This window comes from Dactylosporangium sp. CA-139114 (assembly GCF_050955725.1).
In the GTDB taxonomy this organism is placed as follows: Bacteria; Actinomycetota; Actinomycetes; order Mycobacteriales; family Micromonosporaceae; genus Dactylosporangium.
In genome coordinates, this window is record NZ_CP192080.1 from 4,454,085 (window position 1) to 4,469,878 (window position 15,794).

The 15,794-nt window shown below is 73.6% G+C and carries 17 protein-coding genes; 10 read left to right on the forward strand and 7 right to left on the reverse strand.

All coding sequences use genetic code 11. From position 1 onward, the window contains the following. Positions 1–490 precede the first annotated feature (490 nt). On the forward strand, positions 491–1,096 hold the full coding sequence (locus ACQP2P_RS20195; protein WP_433618149.1) for an ArsR/SmtB family transcription factor: 606 nt from the start codon (positions 491–493) through the stop codon (positions 1,094–1,096). Next, positions 1,093–1,824, forward strand: coding sequence for an SRPBCC family protein (locus ACQP2P_RS20200; protein WP_433618150.1), 732 nt, complete (start codon positions 1,093–1,095; stop codon positions 1,822–1,824). Before ACQP2P_RS20195 ends, ACQP2P_RS20200 begins: the two co-directional genes overlap by 4 nt. A gap of 43 nt (positions 1,825–1,867) precedes the next feature. Here the strand turns inward: ACQP2P_RS20200 and galE are convergent, their stop codons facing one another. From galE to ACQP2P_RS20215, 3 genes are read right to left on the reverse strand one after another with little or no spacing between them, the layout of a single operon-like run. Further along, the gene (gene galE / locus ACQP2P_RS20205) at positions 1,868–2,821 is read right to left on the reverse strand and encodes a UDP-glucose 4-epimerase GalE (RefSeq protein ID WP_433618151.1); all 954 of its coding nucleotides are present in this window, start codon (positions 2,819–2,821) and stop codon (positions 1,868–1,870) included. Beyond that, complete coding sequence (locus tag ACQP2P_RS20210; protein WP_433618153.1) at positions 2,818–3,519, reverse strand: polysaccharide deacetylase family protein; 702 nt, start codon at positions 3,517–3,519, stop codon at positions 2,818–2,820. The genes galE and ACQP2P_RS20210 overlap by 4 nt, the downstream gene beginning before the upstream one ends. Beyond that, positions 3,516–4,523, reverse strand: coding sequence for an MGDG synthase family glycosyltransferase (locus ACQP2P_RS20215; protein ID WP_433618154.1), 1,008 nt, complete (start codon positions 4,521–4,523; stop codon positions 3,516–3,518). The genes ACQP2P_RS20210 and ACQP2P_RS20215 overlap by 4 nt, the downstream gene beginning before the upstream one ends. 103 nt (positions 4,524–4,626) lie before the next feature. On the opposite strand from ACQP2P_RS20215, the gene ACQP2P_RS20220 reads away from it, so the two are divergent. The 4 genes from ACQP2P_RS20220 to efeU all read left to right on the forward strand — a co-directional run bounded on the left by ACQP2P_RS20220 (position 4,627) and on the right by efeU (position 7,821). Beyond that, positions 4,627–5,454 (forward strand): alkaline phosphatase family protein, encoded by an 828-nt coding sequence (locus ACQP2P_RS20220; protein WP_433618155.1) that lies wholly within the window; start codon positions 4,627–4,629, stop codon positions 5,452–5,454. 46 nt (positions 5,455–5,500) lie between these two features. Next, positions 5,501–6,217, forward strand: a complete 717-nt coding sequence (locus tag ACQP2P_RS20225) for an FTR1 family protein (RefSeq protein ID WP_433618157.1) — start codon at positions 5,501–5,503, stop codon at positions 6,215–6,217. Between the two features lie 15 nt (positions 6,218–6,232). Then, positions 6,233–6,844, forward strand: coding sequence for a DedA family protein (locus tag ACQP2P_RS20230; protein ID WP_433618158.1), 612 nt, complete (start codon positions 6,233–6,235; stop codon positions 6,842–6,844). 158 nt (positions 6,845–7,002) lie between these two features. Further along, positions 7,003–7,821, forward strand: coding sequence for an iron uptake transporter permease EfeU (gene efeU / locus ACQP2P_RS20235; protein ID WP_433618159.1), 819 nt, complete (start codon positions 7,003–7,005; stop codon positions 7,819–7,821). A gap of 157 nt (positions 7,822–7,978) precedes the next feature. Here efeU and ACQP2P_RS20240 read toward each other — a convergent pair whose 3' ends face one another. The 4 genes from ACQP2P_RS20240 to ACQP2P_RS20255 form a co-directional block, all read right to left on the reverse strand. Continuing rightward, complete coding sequence (locus ACQP2P_RS20240; protein ID WP_433618160.1) at positions 7,979–8,863, reverse strand: ABC transporter permease subunit; 885 nt, start codon at positions 8,861–8,863, stop codon at positions 7,979–7,981. Further along, on the reverse strand, positions 8,860–9,771 hold the full coding sequence (locus ACQP2P_RS20245; protein ID WP_433618161.1) for an ABC transporter ATP-binding protein: 912 nt from the start codon (positions 9,769–9,771) through the stop codon (positions 8,860–8,862). The genes ACQP2P_RS20240 and ACQP2P_RS20245 overlap by 4 nt, the downstream gene beginning before the upstream one ends. Positions 9,772–9,923: 152 nt before the next feature. Continuing rightward, positions 9,924–11,168: a COG4705 family protein gene (locus ACQP2P_RS20250; protein ID WP_433618162.1), complete on the reverse strand. Its 1,245-nt coding sequence runs from the start codon at positions 11,166–11,168 to the stop codon at positions 9,924–9,926. Positions 11,169–11,280: 112 nt separating this feature from the next. Further along, positions 11,281–12,000: a COG4705 family protein gene (locus ACQP2P_RS20255; RefSeq protein ID WP_433618164.1), complete on the reverse strand. Its 720-nt coding sequence runs from the start codon at positions 11,998–12,000 to the stop codon at positions 11,281–11,283. A gap of 204 nt (positions 12,001–12,204) precedes the next feature. On the opposite strand from ACQP2P_RS20255, the gene ACQP2P_RS20260 reads away from it, so the two are divergent. The 4 genes from ACQP2P_RS20260 (at position 12,205) to ACQP2P_RS20275 (ending at position 15,765) form a co-directional block, all read left to right on the forward strand. Beyond that, complete coding sequence (locus ACQP2P_RS20260) at positions 12,205–13,323, forward strand: hypothetical protein (protein ID WP_433618166.1); 1,119 nt, start codon at positions 12,205–12,207, stop codon at positions 13,321–13,323. Between the two features lie 58 nt (positions 13,324–13,381). Further along, the gene (locus ACQP2P_RS20265) at positions 13,382–13,756 is read left to right on the forward strand and encodes a BlaI/MecI/CopY family transcriptional regulator (protein WP_433618168.1); all 375 of its coding nucleotides are present in this window, start codon (positions 13,382–13,384) and stop codon (positions 13,754–13,756) included. Beyond that, on the forward strand, positions 13,753–14,664 hold the full coding sequence (locus ACQP2P_RS20270) for a M56 family metallopeptidase (RefSeq protein ID WP_433618169.1): 912 nt from the start codon (positions 13,753–13,755) through the stop codon (positions 14,662–14,664). The genes ACQP2P_RS20265 and ACQP2P_RS20270 overlap by 4 nt, the downstream gene beginning before the upstream one ends. Positions 14,665–14,802: 138 nt before the next feature. Then, on the forward strand, positions 14,803–15,765 hold the full coding sequence (locus tag ACQP2P_RS20275; RefSeq protein WP_433618170.1) for a lysylphosphatidylglycerol synthase transmembrane domain-containing protein: 963 nt from the start codon (positions 14,803–14,805) through the stop codon (positions 15,763–15,765). Positions 15,766–15,794: the final 29 nt, after the last annotated feature.

The window sequence follows — 15,794 nt, forward strand, 5'->3', positions numbered from 1 at the left end:
CGCACCGCGCGGCGGGCGGCCTCGGCATCGCGAGGGTGCTGGTGCTGGCGGCCACAGCCGGCGTGTGGGCCCTCCCGCAGCAGCGCCACCAGGAGACGCCGCCGACCGTGGGAACTCGCCGGCGCCGTCCCCGTCGTCGTCGCCGGCCGTCGACGTGTCGCCTTCGGCCGGCTCGGCTCGTCACCGCGCCGGACGACACCAGCTCGATGCCGGTGGAGGAGCCGATGCCCGGCTGCTCCGTCAAGATCCATCCGGCGGGGTCCGGCACGTCCGGCCGCTCCTGCTGACGCCGAGCGAACGGTGCTGTGACTCGGGCGAGACTGACGGGCTGAAGCGGTCGGTCAGGCGGTCGTGTCGATGTCGCGGATCTCCATCTCGGCCACCAGGCCGTCGTCGAAGCGGTAGACGTGTGTGATCGGACGTCCGGTCAGCGCGGTTCGCGGACAGCGGAACCCTTGACAAAAAAATTTGTCGGTGACAGATTGGGGGCATGCAGGACGTTGCCGTGATCGAGGACGCCGCCGCCGCGGAGGTCTCGCTCGATCCGATCCGCGCTCGGATGCTCGCGGAGCTCGCCGAGCCGCACACCGCGACCACGCTCGCAGCCCGGCTGGGCCTTGCGCGGCAGAAGGTCAACTACCACGTGCGGACGCTGGAGCAGCACGGGCTCGTGGAGCTGGTCGAGGAGCGGCGCAAGGGCAACATGACCGAGCGCGTCGTGCGGGCGTCGGCCGCGGCCTACGTCATCTCGCCGGCCGCGCTCGCGGCGGTCGCGCCCGATCCGGCGCGCTCGCCCGACCGGCTGTCGGCCCGCTGGCTGCTCGCGCTCGCGGCCCGGCTGGTCCGGGAGACCGGCGCGCTCATCACCGGCGCGGCGCGGGCCGGCAAACCGCTGGCCACGTTCGGGCTCGACGCCGAGGTGCGCTTCGCCAGGCCGGCCGACCGGGCCGCGTTCATCAACGAGCTCACCGACGCCCTCATCAAGATCACCAGCAAGTACCACAGTGAAGCCGGCCGGCCGCATCGCGTCGTTGTCGCGGTGCACCCGAGCATCACCGAAGACGCCGACCCACCAGCAGAGGAGCAGCAGCGATGACCCATCCGTTCGAGGTCCGCGAGGAGTTCACCGTCGACGCCACACCCGAGCAGGTGTGGGCGGCGATCACGACAGGGCCCGGGGTGGACTCCTGGTTCATGGGCCGCTCCGAGATCGACGGCGACGCGCGCACCGCCACGTTCGAGATGTTCGGGAACACCGCGAAGTCGGAGATCATCGAGTGGGAGCCGGGCAAGCGGTACTCCACGCGCGAGGAGCCCGGCCCGGACGGCACCTTCATGGCCTTCGAGTGGCTCATCGAGGCGCGCGACGGGGGCGGCTCGGTGATCCGGGCCGTGCACAGCGGCCTGCTCGGCGACGACTGGGAGGCGGAGTACAACGGGCTGAAGATCGGCGACCACGCGTACATGACGAAGCTCGCCGTCTACCTCGAGCACTTCGCGCCGCGCACGGCGACCAGCTCGATGTTCCTGCCGGGGCCGGTGCGCGAGGACGTCTGGGCGCAGCTGACGGCCGCGCTCGGAGCCGGCCCGGACGCGGCCGACGGCCGGCCGGCCCGGTTGTCCGTGCCCGGGATCGAGCCGGTCGACGGCACCATCGAGAACGTCGTCGCGCCGAAGTTCGTGGGCATGCGCACCGCCGACGCGACCTACCTGCTGATCCACGGGTACAACGACACGGTCCTCGCGACCGCGCACTTCTACGACGACCGGGACCGCTCGGCCGAGATCGAGGCCTGGCAGGCCTGGCTGGAGACGGTCGGGTAGCCGCCGTCGCGCCCGGCGGTGCGCCCGGCCGGGTCGGCGCTCGTCACGCCGCGTTCGCGGCAGCGCCGAGCCAGGCCGAGCGCACGGCGTCGTCGAGGGTGTGCCGGGCCCGCCAGCCGAGCTCGCTGCCGATGCGGGTGACGTCGGCGACGACCGCGGCCGGATCGCCGGGGCGGGGCGGGCCGGGGGTCCACGGCGCCGGGGTGCCGGTGGTGCGTTCGACGGCGTGGATGACGTCGAGGACGGAGTGCCCGGTGCCGGTGCCGGCGTTGTAGACGCGGGCGCGGCGGCCCGTGGTGACCGCGGCCCCGGCGGCCAGGTGCGCGGCGGCGATGTCGGCGACGTGCACGTAGTCGCGGATCGCGGTGCCGTCCGGGGTCGGCAGGCCGGTGCCGGTGACGGTGAGCGGTTCGCCGGTGCGGGCGGCCCGCAGGACGCGGGGGAGCAGGTTCGTGGTGCCGTGGTCGCCGAGGTGCGCGGCGGCCGCGCCGACGGCGTTGAAGTAGCGCAGGGCGATCCAGGAGACGCCGGGGGAGTCGGCGACGGCGTGTTCGGCGTCGAGTTTGCTCTGGCCGTACGGGTTGATGGGCCGGGCCGGGGCGTCCTCCGCGACGGTGGGTGAGGCGGGGAGTCCGTAGACGGCGGCCGAGGACGAGAAGACCAGCCGGGTCACGCCGGCCTCGGCCATGGCGTCGAGGACGTTCTCGACGACCGTGACGTTCTGGCGGTGGTACCACTGCGGCTTGTGGAACGACTCGGGGACGGACTTGCTGCCGGCGAGGTGCATGACGCCGGTGACGCGGTGCCGGTGCAGCGTGTCGCGGATGGTCGCGGGGTCGCCGGCGTCGCCGATCAGGAACGGGACGCCGGGGGGCACGCGGCGGGCGTCTCCGGTGGACAGGTCGTCGAGGATCACGACCGGCTCGCCCGCGGCCAGCAGCGCGGCGGTGACGTGCGCGCCGATGTATCCGGCGCCGCCGGTGACGAGCCAGGTCATCGCGGCGCCGCCATGTGCTCGGCGAGCGGGCCGACGCTCAGGCCGCGCTCGCGGGCCCAGCCGAGCAGGGCCGGGAGGGCGGCGGCGGTGCGCTGCCACGAGCCGGGGGCGGAGGTGACGTCGGTGTCGTGCAGCAGCACCGTGCCGCCGCCGGACAGCCGCCGGGTGACCGTCCGCACGATCGAGTCCGGGGTGGCGCCGGCCTCCCAGTCGCGGCCCCAGGCGGTCCACAGCACCGGTGTCAGCGCGAGCCGGCGGCAGGCGCGCAGGGCGGCGAGGGTGAACACGCCGTACGGCGGGCGGTACCAGCGCGGCGTCCGGCCCGTGACGTTCGCGATGAGCAACCGGGCGCGGGTGATGTCGAGCTCGGTCGCGGCGGGGCCGCGGCGCAGCAGCAGGCGGTGGTGCCAGCCGTGGACGGCGACCTCGTGACCGGCGTCGACGAGCTCGCGGCCGAGCTGCGGGTCTTCGGCGAGCATCGAGCCGAGCAGGAAGAACGTGGCCCGCACGTCGTGCTCGTCGAGGATGCGCAGGATGTGCGGCGTGCTGCGGCGGTCGGGGCCGTCGTCGAAGGTGAGCGCGACGTGACCGGGCCGGCCGATGCCCGCGAGGCGCGGCATGTAGGCGCGCCGCAGCGGCGTGATCGCGGTCAGCGGCGGGGCGAGGGTGGCCGCGAACTCCACTGTGGACGCGGTCATGCCGCCAGCTCCGCGATGACGTCCTCGGCCTGGGCCGGGGCCGGGGCGAAGCGTGGCGGATCGCTCAGGGCGCGGCGCAGCCCGGCGGCCAGGCCCGCGCGGTCGCGGATCCACGGCACCCAGCCGATGCGGTCGAGGACCTCGGCGTTGGTGCGGCCGTGGCCCGGGATGCAGCGGTAGGTGAGCACCGGAAGCCCGGCGGTGAGCGCCTCGAGGGAGGACAGGCCACCGGCGTTCTGGACCACGACGTGGCAGGTGCGCATGAGCGCGGGCATGTCGTCGACCCAGCCGAGCGCGATCGCGTCGCCCCGGCGCTGGATGCGACCGCGGAGCCGTTCGTTGCGGCCGCAGACGACGACCGGGGTCGCGGCGCCGGTGGCGGCGATGTCGGCGGTCGCGCGTTCGATCTCACCGACGCCCCAGGCGCCCGCGACGATGAGGGCGCGCGGCCGGCCGCCGGTCCGGGGCGCGGGGGTGAAACCGGGGCCGACGGCGGGCGCGGCGACGCGAACGTCCGCGGCGCCGAGCTCCTTCGCGTGACGGGCCACGTCGTCGTGGAGTCCGATGTGGACGTCGACGCCGGGGTGGATCCAGAGAGGATGGACCGAGAGATCGGTCAGATAGGTGCAGACGGGGGCGGCGAGGCGGCCCTGTGCGCGCAGGCGGCCGAGGGCCTGGCTCGCGAGCGGATAGGTGGACACGACGGCGGCGGCGTCGCCGGTCGCCTCCAGCAGCGCCCGGTCGGCCAGGGCCGTCATGCGGGCCGCGGTCGCCGAGCCGGCGCCGGCCGCGGCGAGCAGCCAGCCCCAGGTGCGCGGGGCGGTGGTGAGCTGCCGGTGGTAGCCCTCGCGCAGCAGCCGGCCGAGGCGCCCCGGCACCAGGTCGACGAAGTCGTGGCGCCGGACGTCGAAGCCTCGTGACGTCAGACGCCGGGTCAGCTCCGCGGCCACGCCGTCGTGGCCGGACCCGAAGCTCGCGGACACCACCGCGATGGGCTGATTCATGCGGCGAATGGTGGAAAGGCGCGGCTGAAAGCAGCCTGAATGCGGTTTCGGTGTGTCCGATCAATCCCTTTCGCGAACTATCCGACAAGATGTAGGCATGCGAATGACCACATTGCTCCTCGCCGCCGCGCTGCCCGTGCTCGCCGCCCCGGTGGCCCTGGCCGCCCCCGTGCCGCGGCCGGACCACGTCGTGGTGGTGGTGATGGAGAACAAGCGCTACGACGCCGTCATCGGCCACCCGCGGACGCCCTACATCTCCTCGCTGGCCCGGCGGGGCGCCAACTTCACCGAGGCCTACGGCGAGACGCACCCGAGCCAGCCCAACTACCTCGCGCTGTTCTCCGGCTCGACCCAGGGTGTGACCGACAACACCTGCATCCGCCGCACCTTCGACGCCCCGAACCTCGGCCGCCAGCTGCTCGACGCCGGCCTGACCTTCGCCGGCTACGCCGAGGCGCTGCCGTTCACCGGGTACACGGGCTGCTCCAGCGGCACGTACGTGCGCCGGCACAACCCCTGGGCCGACTTCGCCGGCGTGCCGTCCGGGCTGAACCGGCCGCTGGCCGACCTGCCCCGCAGCTGGGACCGGCTGCCGACGGTCGCCTTCGTCGTGCCGGACCTGTGCCACGACATGCACGACTGCCCCAAGGGCGACGCCGACGCCTGGCTGCGGCGCACGCTCGGCTCCTACGCGGACTGGGCCGAGACGCACAACAGCCTGCTGATCCTCACGTTCGACGAGGACAACGGCACGGACGGCAACCACATCCCGACCGTGGTGCTCGGCGCCGGCGTGCGGCCCGGCGACCGGTCCGGGCGCGTCGACCACTACGCGATCCTGCGGACCATCGAGGACGCCTACGGCCTGCCGCCGCTCGGTGCGGCCGCCCAGGCCGCGCCACTCAAGGTTCTTTCAGGAATGGCTGGGTAATGTTCCATCGAACGTGACCTACAACGTGTCGGAGGATGGTTGCGCCGTGTATTTCGCCGGACCGATCGTCGTCGCGACCCTGATGACGTTCCTGAGCAGGACCGGGCGCCGCGCCCGGCTGCCGGCCGTCGGCTTCGGCCTGCTCGGTGCCGTCCCGGCATCGGCGGCGGCCTGGGTGGCGGCCCGCGGGCGGCCGGAACTGTTCGAGGCGATCGCGTCGCTCGCGGCCGTCGCGGGCGTCGCCGTGCTGATCCTGTGGATGCGCCGGAGCGTGCGCACGTTGCGGGGCGAGCCCACCGGCCGGCTCGAGGACGCGCTGGGCGTCAGTGGCTGGGCGGTGGCCGCGATCGCCTTCCTCGCCGCGCTGAGCACGGGGGCGAGCGTGACGTCGGTCATCGGTGCGGCCGCCGCGGTCGGACTCGGCTGGGTCGCGTCGAGCGCCACCGCCGGGACCGATCCCCGTCGCCTCCTGACGAACGCCGGCGCGATGCTCATCCCGATGGCGGCGGGCCTGCTGACACACGGCGTGCACGGGCTGCAGCACGCGGGCGTCCTGCCCGGTGCCGGCCGTGTGGCGCTCGACCTCGGTGCCGGCCCGGCCTCGGGGTACGCCACCGTGCTGGCCGGCACCGTCGGCCTGACCACGCGTTCGACCGTGCTCGAGGCCGGTGCGTGGCTCGCGTTCGCGATGGTCATGACGGCGGTGTTCTACCGGCCCGCGCACGCCGCACGTGTCGTTCCCGCTGCCGTCGCCCACCGATAACAGATTGGCCCCCTCGTGCATCTTCTGGATCCGCAGTACCTCATCTCGACGTTCGGCCTGATCGGCATCCTCGCGATCGTCTTCGCCGAGTCGGGCCTGCTGATCGGGTTCTTCCTGCCCGGCGACTCCCTGCTGTTCACGACCGGTCTGCTGGTCGCCTCCGGCACGTACCTGCACCAGCCGCTGTGGCTCGTGTGCCTGCTCGTGTCGGTCGCGGCGATCGCCGGGGACCAGGTCGGCTACATCTTCGGCCGCCGCGTCGGGCCGGCCCTGTTCCGCCGCCCCGACGCGCGGCTGTTCAAGCAGTCGAACCTGACCAGGGCGCAGGGGTTCTTCGACAAGTACGGTGCGCGCTCGATCGTGCTCGCGCGCTTCGTGCCGATCGTGCGCACGTTCACCCCGATCGTCGCGGGCGCGAGCCGCATGCACTACCGCACGTTCGTGCTCTACAACGTGATCGGCGGCGTCCTGTGGTCCTGCGGCGTGACCGTCCTCGGCTACTTCCTCGGCCAGATCGCGTTCGTGCGCGACAACATCGAGCTCATCCTCCTCGGGATCGTGGTGCTGTCGGTGGTCCCGATCGCGATCGAGCTGCTGCGGGCCCGGGCTCGCTCCCGGGCCCAGTAGCCGCCGGCTCGCCACGAACCGTTGCCGATGCCGTCGAAGAACGGTGCACCCGAATATGCGCTGAAGGTACTCCTACATGCTGTAGGTGGTGCGATTGTGCAACATCGCATAAGGTGATGCTGACCTTAGTAAGGCCCGGCTGACCCGCGGAGCACGGCATGACCGCCATCTACCTGATCGGCCTGCGTGAGGGCCTCGAGATCACCCTCGTGGTCTCGATCCTGGTCGCGTTCCTGGTGAAGAGCGGCCGGCAGCACCTGCTGCGCTGGGCGTGGGCCGGGGTGTCCGTGGCGGCGCTGCTCGCGATCCTGGTGGCCGCGCTCCTGCAGGCCGGGACGGCGTACCTGTCCGGCCCGAACCGGGAACTGGTCGACGGGATCGCCTCGCTGATCGCCGTCGTCTTCGTGACCTTCATGATCTTCTGGATGCGGCGGATGGCCCGGCAGCTGGCGAAGGAGCTGCGCGGCAAGCTCGAGGACGCGATCCAGGTCGGCCCGTTCGCGGTGGCCGGCATGGCCTTCCTGGCCGTGGCCCGCGAGGGCCTGGAGACGGCGATCCTGTTCTTCGCCGCGGCTCAGGGCGCCGACACCTGGCAGCCGATCGTGGGCATCTCGCTCGGCGTGGCCACCTCGGTCGTGCTGGGCTGGCTGCTGTACGCCAGCGCGCTGCGGATCAACCTGACGAAGTTCTTCACCTGGACCGGTGCGCTGCTGGTGCTGGTGGCCGCCGGTATCTTCAAGTACGGGGTGCACGACCTGCAGGAGGCCAACATCCTGCCCGGCCGGACCGACTACGCGTTCGACCTGACCGGCGTGCTGCCGCCGACCTCGTGGTACGCGGAGCTGCTGCGCGGCCTGTTCAACTTCACACCCCAGCCGTCGGTGCTGGAGACCGTCGTCTGGATCGCCTATGGAGTGCCGGTCCTGGTCCTCTTCCTGCTGCCGCTGGTGCGCAGGCCGGCGCCGGTGAGCGCCTGACGGACCGGCGCCGGTTCAGGCCCGCCGCCGCTGCACGGGGCCGCCGCCGGCCGCGCGAGCGGCGGTTGCCGCAGTCCCGGTCCGCGGGCTTGAGCCGGCCGCGGCGGCGGGCCGCCGGCTCCGTTCGCGCACCGCGGACCGGGTCGGGTATCACCCTTCAGGAGATGTCGCGGGTCTGCAGCAGCCGCGTGCCGGCGAGGGCGGTCACGACGCCGTAGCCGAGCAGGACCGCGGCGCCGACCCACTGCGCCGGGCTCTGGTCGAAGGTCTTCGTCGGCGAGATCATGACCGTGGACGCCACAGGGGGGACGATCACCTGGGCGGTGAGCATCCAGTCCCGCTTGATGACGTAGGTGTGGAGCAGGTCGAACACGCCGCTCGCGGCGGCGGCGCCGACGAGGTACAGCACGGTGGCGGCGACGGTCGCGGCGAGCTGACTGCGGATGAGCGCACCGAAGCCGACGCCGAACACGGCCCAGATGGCGTAGGCGGCGAGGTTGAGCAGGATCGCGCGCACGACGCCCCACTGGCCCAGCTGGGTGCCGTAGCCCTCGCTGCCGAGGAAGATGGCGCCGACGACGAGCGCGAGCACGGTGGAGGCGAGCCAGGACGCGGCCGCGACGATGACGGCCGTGACGAGCTTGGCCGCGATGACCGCGCCGCGGTGCGGGGTGAACAAGAACGTGGTGGTCGCGGTCTGCTGGTGGAACTCGCTGGTGATGAGCACGATGCCGAGCAGGCAGGCCAGCAGCACCCCGATGAGCTGCCCCGCGGTGAAGATCGTGGCGGCCTGGGTGACCGCGCTGTGGCCCAGATTCCACTCGCCGCGCAGCCGGTTGAGGAACTCCGGCGGCATCTGCGCCACGTTGCGGCCGTGCGCGTGCAGCGCCACGAACTTGTCGAACGGCTGGAGCAGCTCGTGGGCCTGCACGAGGTTCACGGCGAGCATGAGGGCGGTGCTGACCAGTGTGGCGCCGGCGAAGAGCCACCACAGGCTGGTCGTGCGCAGTTTGAACAGCTCCGCGCGGACGAGTCGCGTCATCGGATGGCCGCCTTCGCCTGGGTCAGGTCGAGGAACACGTCCTCGAGGTCAGGTTGCTCGGTGGTGAGCTGGTGCAGCGCGATCCCGGCGGCGAGCGCGGCGTCGCCGACGGCGTCGGCGGCCATCCCGGTGACGCACAGCCGGTTCGGTCCCTCCGCGGTGACCGTGCCGCCGAACTGCCGCAGCGCGATGCTGAGCTTGTCCGGCTCGGGGGTGCGCGCGTGCACGCGGGCGTCGCCGCCGACCGAGCTGAGCACCTCGGCGACCGGCCCCTGCCGCATCAGCTTCCCGGCCGCGACGATCACGACGTCGTCGGCCAGGGCCTGCATCTCCGACAGCAGATGGCTGGAGACCAGCACCGTGCGGCCTTCGGCGGCCAGTCCCTGCAGCAGTTCCCGCATCCAGCGGATGCCCTCGGGGTCCAGGCCGTTGGCGGGCTCGTCGAGGATCAGCACCCGCGGGTCGCCGAGCATGGCGGTGGCGATCCCGAGCCGCTGGCGCATGCCGAGCGAGTAGCCCTTGAAGCTGCGATCGGCGGCGGGCAACAGCCCGACCAGGTCGAGCACCTCATCGGCCCGGGCCCGGGGCAGACCGGCGGTGATGCAGCACGCGCGGAGGTGGTTGCGGCCGGTGCGGCCCTTGTGCGCCGAGGACGCCTCCAGGACCGCGCCCACGATCCGCGCCGGCTCGGCGAGCTCGGTGTAGCGAAGCCCGCCGATGGTCGCCGTGCCGGCGGTCGGCGTGACGAGGCCGAGCAGCATGCGCAGGGTGGTCGTCTTGCCGGCCCCGTTCGGGCCGAGGAACCCGGTCACCCGGCCGGGCTCGACGGTGAACGACAGGTCGTCCACCGCAACCACGTCGCCGTACTGCTTGCGCAGCCCGGACACGTCTATGCGAACGTCGTCCATGATTCCTCTCCAGTACCAGCGACGGTTTCCGGGCACGTATGCCACGCGCAGCCGCGGGCGTGCCGCGCGGTACGCATCGTGACGCCGGGAACCTGAGAATGCGTTGAACACCGCCGGTCGGGCCGGGCCCGACCGGCGGCGCCCGGTGCGCGTCAGACGCCGTCGAACTTGTTCAGCGTGCTCATCAGCGTGCCGACGGCGGACGCGCAGTCGGCCTGCGTGGGGCTCGCCGCGCGCAGCGCCGTGAGCACGGCGTCGATCTGGTCGTCGAGCTGGTGCCATCTGGTGGCGTCGCGCGGCTTGAGCCCGGCCTCGGCGTCGTCCCAGGCGACCTCGAGGTCCTTGACCCGGGTCTTGGCCCCGGCGAGGTCGTGCTGCGTGACCTTCGCCTGGACGTCGGACACGATCACCGCGAACCTGCTGAGGTTGCCCAGCTTGGTCGTCGGGTGTACCGCCTGCGCCGCGGCCGAGCCGCCTGACGCGCCCGCCGTGACCGTGTCCTGGGCGACGTCGGCCTGCGTGTCCGGAGCCTGCGGCGACCCCTGCGCCACGCTGAGCCCGAAACCGGCGACGACGACGGCGAGGGCCGCGGCACCGGCCCACGCGTAGTCCCGGCCGCGCCCGCCGTTCGGGCCGGCGCCCTTCTCGACGACGCCGTGGCGGGTCACCAGCACCTGCTCGCGCACGACGAGCACGACGATGGCGGCCAGGAACAGCACGCTGGTGGCGCTCGCGCCCAGGGCCAGCCCGCCGAGGTCCTTGTCCTGGGTGAGCAGGTCGCCGAGCGAGGCGCCGAGCGGGCGGGTGAGCACGTAGGCGATCCAGAACGTCAGCACCTGGCCGGCGCCGTGGCGAAACGCGATCCACGTGGCCAGGATCAGGCCGCCGAAGACGAGAGCGCCGTTGCGGAAGCCGAGGTTGAGCGCCTCGGTGGCGAAGTCGCCCGCGGCGGTGCCGAGCGCGAACGTGGTCAGGATCGCGGCCCAGTAGAAGGCCTCGCGGCGGGGTGTGTTGACGGAGGTGATCGCGAGGGTGCGCTCCTGGCGGTACCACATCGTGAAGACCGCGGCGAGAATGACCGCGAAGACGGCGGTGCTGACGGCGAGCGGCACGCCCAGCGTGTCGGTGAAGAAGTCGGTGATCTGGGTGCCGACGATGCTCACCAGCACCACGCACAGCCAGTAGATCCACGGGGTGTAGGCGCGGGTGCGGAACTGCATGATCAGCGCGGCCACGAGGAGGACGAACATGATCCCGTCGGTCACGGCGGGACCGAGGCCGACGTTGACGTTCAGGTAGTCCGCGAGCGTCTCGCCGATCGTCGTCGACAGGACCTTGATGACCCAGAACGTGGCGGTGATCGCGGGCACCTTGGTCAGCCATCCGCGTGAACGCACCGGCCTGCTGGCGGTTATGGACACAGCTCTCCCTCACGACTGCACGACGGATGTCGTTTCCCTGGAAATCGGGGCAAACGTAGACCTTCCGACCTGAATGCCCGCTGAAAGCTCAGCGCTGGGCAGGCTCGACGTCGGCGCGGGTCACGGCCAGATATCCGACCAGGACGACGATGAGCACGGCCCAGGCCGCGGTCACCGGCCCGGTGCCCAGACCCAGGCCGCCGCGCTCGTGCGACACCCCCATCCAGTCCGCGAAGGAGGCGCCGAGCGGCCGGGTGATCACGTACGCGGCCCAGAACGCGGCCACCGCGTTGAGCCTGCCGATGCGGAAGGCGAGCGCCGGCACCGCGATCGCGGCGGCGAAGACGGCGCCGGACAGCAGGTATCCCCAGCCGAACGTCATGGCGGTGAGGTCGCCGGCGGCGGTTCCCAGGGCGAACGTGGCCAGCACGGTGGCCCAGTAGCAGCACTCCCGGCGCGGCGTGGTGATGCTGTGGATGGACAGCGTGCGTTCGCTGACGTACCAGACGACCAGGATCGCGGCGAGCGCGATCGCGAAGCCGATGGTGGAGACCAGGTACGGCACGCCGAGGCCGACGTGCAGGACGTCGGCGGCCATCGTGCCGAAGACGCTCACCATGATGACGGCGAACCAGTAGACGCCGGCCACGTAGCGGCGCACGCGGAACTGCAGGATCAGCGCGGCGGCGAAGCCGAGCCCACCGAGCCCGACCGCCACCGGCGGCGCGACGGTGTGCGCGAGGAAGTCGGAGGCCGTCTCGCCCATGCCGGTGGTCAGGACCTTGATGACCCAGAACAGGCCCGTCACCTGCGGCACCTTGGCGAGCGGGCTCCGGGCGGCGGGGTGCGCGGGTTCGTCGGCAACGACGGCACGTGGCGACCATGTCGAACGCATGCGCGCCAGACTGTCGGGCCGAAACTGAAAGCGCGCTGAAACGCCGAGGGCCGGCGCGGTCATGCCGGGCGGGCCCGACTCAGCGCGGGTTCAGTTTCGCGCGCATAGCGTGCGGCGATGCTCGCACGGCGGCTCTCCACGCGCACGATCGGCTATCTGGTGCTGGGCTGGGCCGCGGCCTGGTTCGGCATCATGGCCGTCGGCGGCGGCTCGTCGTGGCACTTCTTCCTGCAGGGGGCGAACGCGCTCGCCGACGCCGACGATCCGGTCAGGGGAGGGCTGCACCTGTACGCGGCCGCGCCGATCCTGCAGATCGGGCCGCTGAGCTTCCTGGCCGTGCTGGCGCTGCTCCCGGCCGGCCACGTGCTCGCGCTGCTGGCCGGGCAGATCCTCGGGGCGGCCGCCGGACTGCTGCTGCTGTGGCTCGTGCGCGGGTTGGTGCCGGGACGGCAGCGCGACGACGCCCGGCTCGCGCTGGCCGCGGCGCCCTTCCTGCCCGTGTGGATGTTCCTGGCCGTCGGCGTCGTCCACCTCGACGACGTCCTCGCGCTGCTGCTGTCGGTCGCCGCGCTGCGGGCCGCCCGGGCCGGGCGCGCCGGGCTCACCGGCCTGCTGCTGGGCCTGGCCACCGACGCCAAGCCGTGGGCGCTCGGCTTCGCCGCGCTGCTGCTCCTGCTGCCCGCCTGGCGCCCCCGCGTCGCGGCCGCGGCGGCGCTGGCCGGTGCGGTGGCCGTCGCCTGGGTGCCGTTCTTCGCCGGGGACCCGGGGACGAGCAACGCGTTGCGGTACACCATCCAGAACGCCCCGGTCTCGGCGCTGCACGCGCTCGGCATCCACGATGCCCGCACGCCGGCTTGGGACCGCCCGGCGCAGCTGGCGCTCGCCCTGACCCTGGGCGCGCTCGCCGCGTGGCGGGGCCGGTGGGCGGCGATCCCGCTGCTGACCGTCGCCTCCCGGCTGGTGCTGGAGCCCGGCGGCAACAAGTACTACATCGCCGGCGTCGTCGTGGGCACGGTCGTCTGGGACTTCGCCGGCGCCCGGCACGCGCTGCCGTGGTGGACGATGTCGGCGTGCTTCGGCCTGTTCGTGGCCCGCTGGATTCCCATGCCCGCGGTGCTGCACGGGTGGCTGCTGGTGGCGCTGTTCGTCGCCGCCTGCGTCCTGCTGCTCGTGCCGTCCCCCGTCAGCGGGCGGCCCGCGCCGGCGGCTCGGCGAGCACCAGCCCGTTCGACATGACGACGCGCCGGGGGCGGTACCCTGTCGCCATGCGTTCTCACCAGCCCCGGGCGGGACGATGAGCCCGGAACGGCGCGCGTGGGGCTCGCTGGAGTCGGACGTCATGACGGTCCTGTGGGCCGCGGCCGGCCCGCTGAGCCCGGCGCAGGTCCAGCAGGCGCTCGGGCGTGACCTGGCCTACAACACCGTGCAGACGATCCTCACCCGGCTGCAGGAGAAGGGCCTGGTGCGCCGCCGGGTCAGCCTGGCCGGCGGGCGCGGCTACGAGTACTTCCCGGCCGAGGACCAGGCCAGCGCGGCGGCGCGGCGGATGCGGGCGGTGCTCGACGGCCCCGGCGACCGGCACGCGGTGCTGCGGCAGTTCACCGCCGGGCTCGAGCCCGCCGACGCCGAGCTGCTGCGGTCCCTGCTCCGCGACGCGGACCCGGCGTGAGCTGGCTCGTCTACGTCCCGGCGCTGCTGCCGGCGCTGCTGTGGCCGCTGGCCCGCGTCGCCACCCGAGCCGGGCGACCGGAGCGCGCCGCGCGGGCCCTCGCGGCCGGAGCGCTGGTGACCGCCGTCTCCGGCGCGGTGTGCCTCGTGCTCGTGGCCGCGACGCTGGCCGACGACCTGCCGGCGGTCCAGCGCTACGCGCGGCTGTCGGTGACGCAGGGCGAGCCGCTGCCGGAGCCCGTTGCGGACCCGATCGCGTTCGTCGCGGGCGCGGTGCTCGCGTGGATCGCCGCGCGGATCGCCGTGCGGATGCGCCGGCGCCGGGCCGTCGCCGGCGAGCTGCACGCCGCCGGCCGCCCCGCGGGCGGGCTGGTCGTGGCCGACTGGGACAGCCCGCGGGCGGTCGCCGTGCCGCCCGGCCGCGGCCGCCGGGGGCACGTCCTGGTGACGAGCGGCCTGCTGCGCCTGCTCGACCCGCACGAGCGCGCCGCGGTGCTCGCGCACGAGCGGGCGCACCTGGACCGCCGCCACCACCGCACCGACGCCCTCGCCGCGCTGGCCACGGCCGTGAACCCGCTGCTGCGCCCGGTCGAGTCCGCGATCGGCCTGCTCGTGGAGCGCAGCGCGGACGAGGACGCGGCCCGCAGCGTCGCCGACCGCCGGCTCGTCGCGCAGACCATCGCCAAGGTGGCGCTGGCCGCCCACGCCCCGGTGGCGTCGCTCGGCTTCGACGGGTCCAGCACCGTGCGCCGGGTCGAGGCCCTGGTGCGACCGGCGCCGTCCCGGCTGCGGCGCGGCGGGCCCACGGTCTGCGGCTCGGCGGCGGTGTCGACGCTGTCGCTGCTGGTCGCGGCCGCGGCGGTGGTCGAGTTCGTCGAGCTGCTCCGGGCCTGGCTCCCGGCCGTGTAGGTCCGGGCCCGCGAGCCGGGCCGCGCTACCGTCGCGGCGCTCACCCGGGCACCGGCGCGACCCCGCGGGCTGATTTCTCACGCAATTCTTAGCCGCGGATCGCGCTCGCTCTTACCTTCGGCGCCGAGTCTGATGGGCGTGAAACGGTACTGGCGAACCGGGCTGCTCGTGGTGGGCGTCGTCGTGGCCGCGCTGGAGCTGCGCGGCCACCTGCCGTCCGCATCCCGGACGTGGCAGGCGCTGCGCACGGCCGACCCGCGCTGGCTGGCCGGCGCGGTCGTGCTGTCCGGCCTCTCCATGGTCGCGTTCTCCGAGCAGCAGCGGCTCCTGCTCGGCGCGTTCGCGGTGCGGATGGGGCCCGGGGTCTCGCTCGGGCTCACGTACACGCGCTCGGCGATGGCGGCCGCGCTGCCGGCCGGGTCCGCGGTGTCGGCCGGCTACGCCTTCGGGCGGTTCCGGGCCCACGGCGCGCCCCGGCCGGTCGCGGCCGCCGTGATGCTGCTGTCCGGGGCGGCGTCGATCGCCGGGCTGGCCCTGCTCTACGCGGGCAACGTCCTGCTGCTGGCCCGCCCGTCGGCCGCCGCGCTCGGCATCGGCGCGGCCGTGGTCGTGCTCGGCGTGCTCGTCGCGCTGCACGCCAGGGCGGTGCGCCGCGCGGGCGGCCCGGGGCCGGTCGTGGAGACGGCGGACGACGGGCGCATCCGGACCACGCTGCGGCGGACCCTGACGCTGGCCGGCTCGGTCCCGACGCGGCGATGGCTCGCCGTGATCGGCATGGCGGTGCTCAACTGGCTCGCCGACCTCGCGTGCCTCATCGGCGCCGTGCGCGCCACCGGCCTCGCGGTGCCCGTCACGACCATCGTGACCGGCTACCTCGTCGCGCAGCTCGTCCGCCAGATCCCGGCGACCCCGGGCGGCATCGGGGTCATCGAGGCGAGCCTGCTCGTCGCGCTCACGGCCGCCGGCGCGCCCGCCGCCCCGGCCGCGGCGGCGGTGCTGCTCTACCGCATCCTGTCGTGCTGGGTCGACCTGCCGATCGGCCTCGCGTGCTGGCGCGCGTCGAGGAGCCCGGTGACCGAGCGTGTCCTGGTCCCGGCCTGAGCAAAGCCGCTTTCCGGTACGCCCACGAT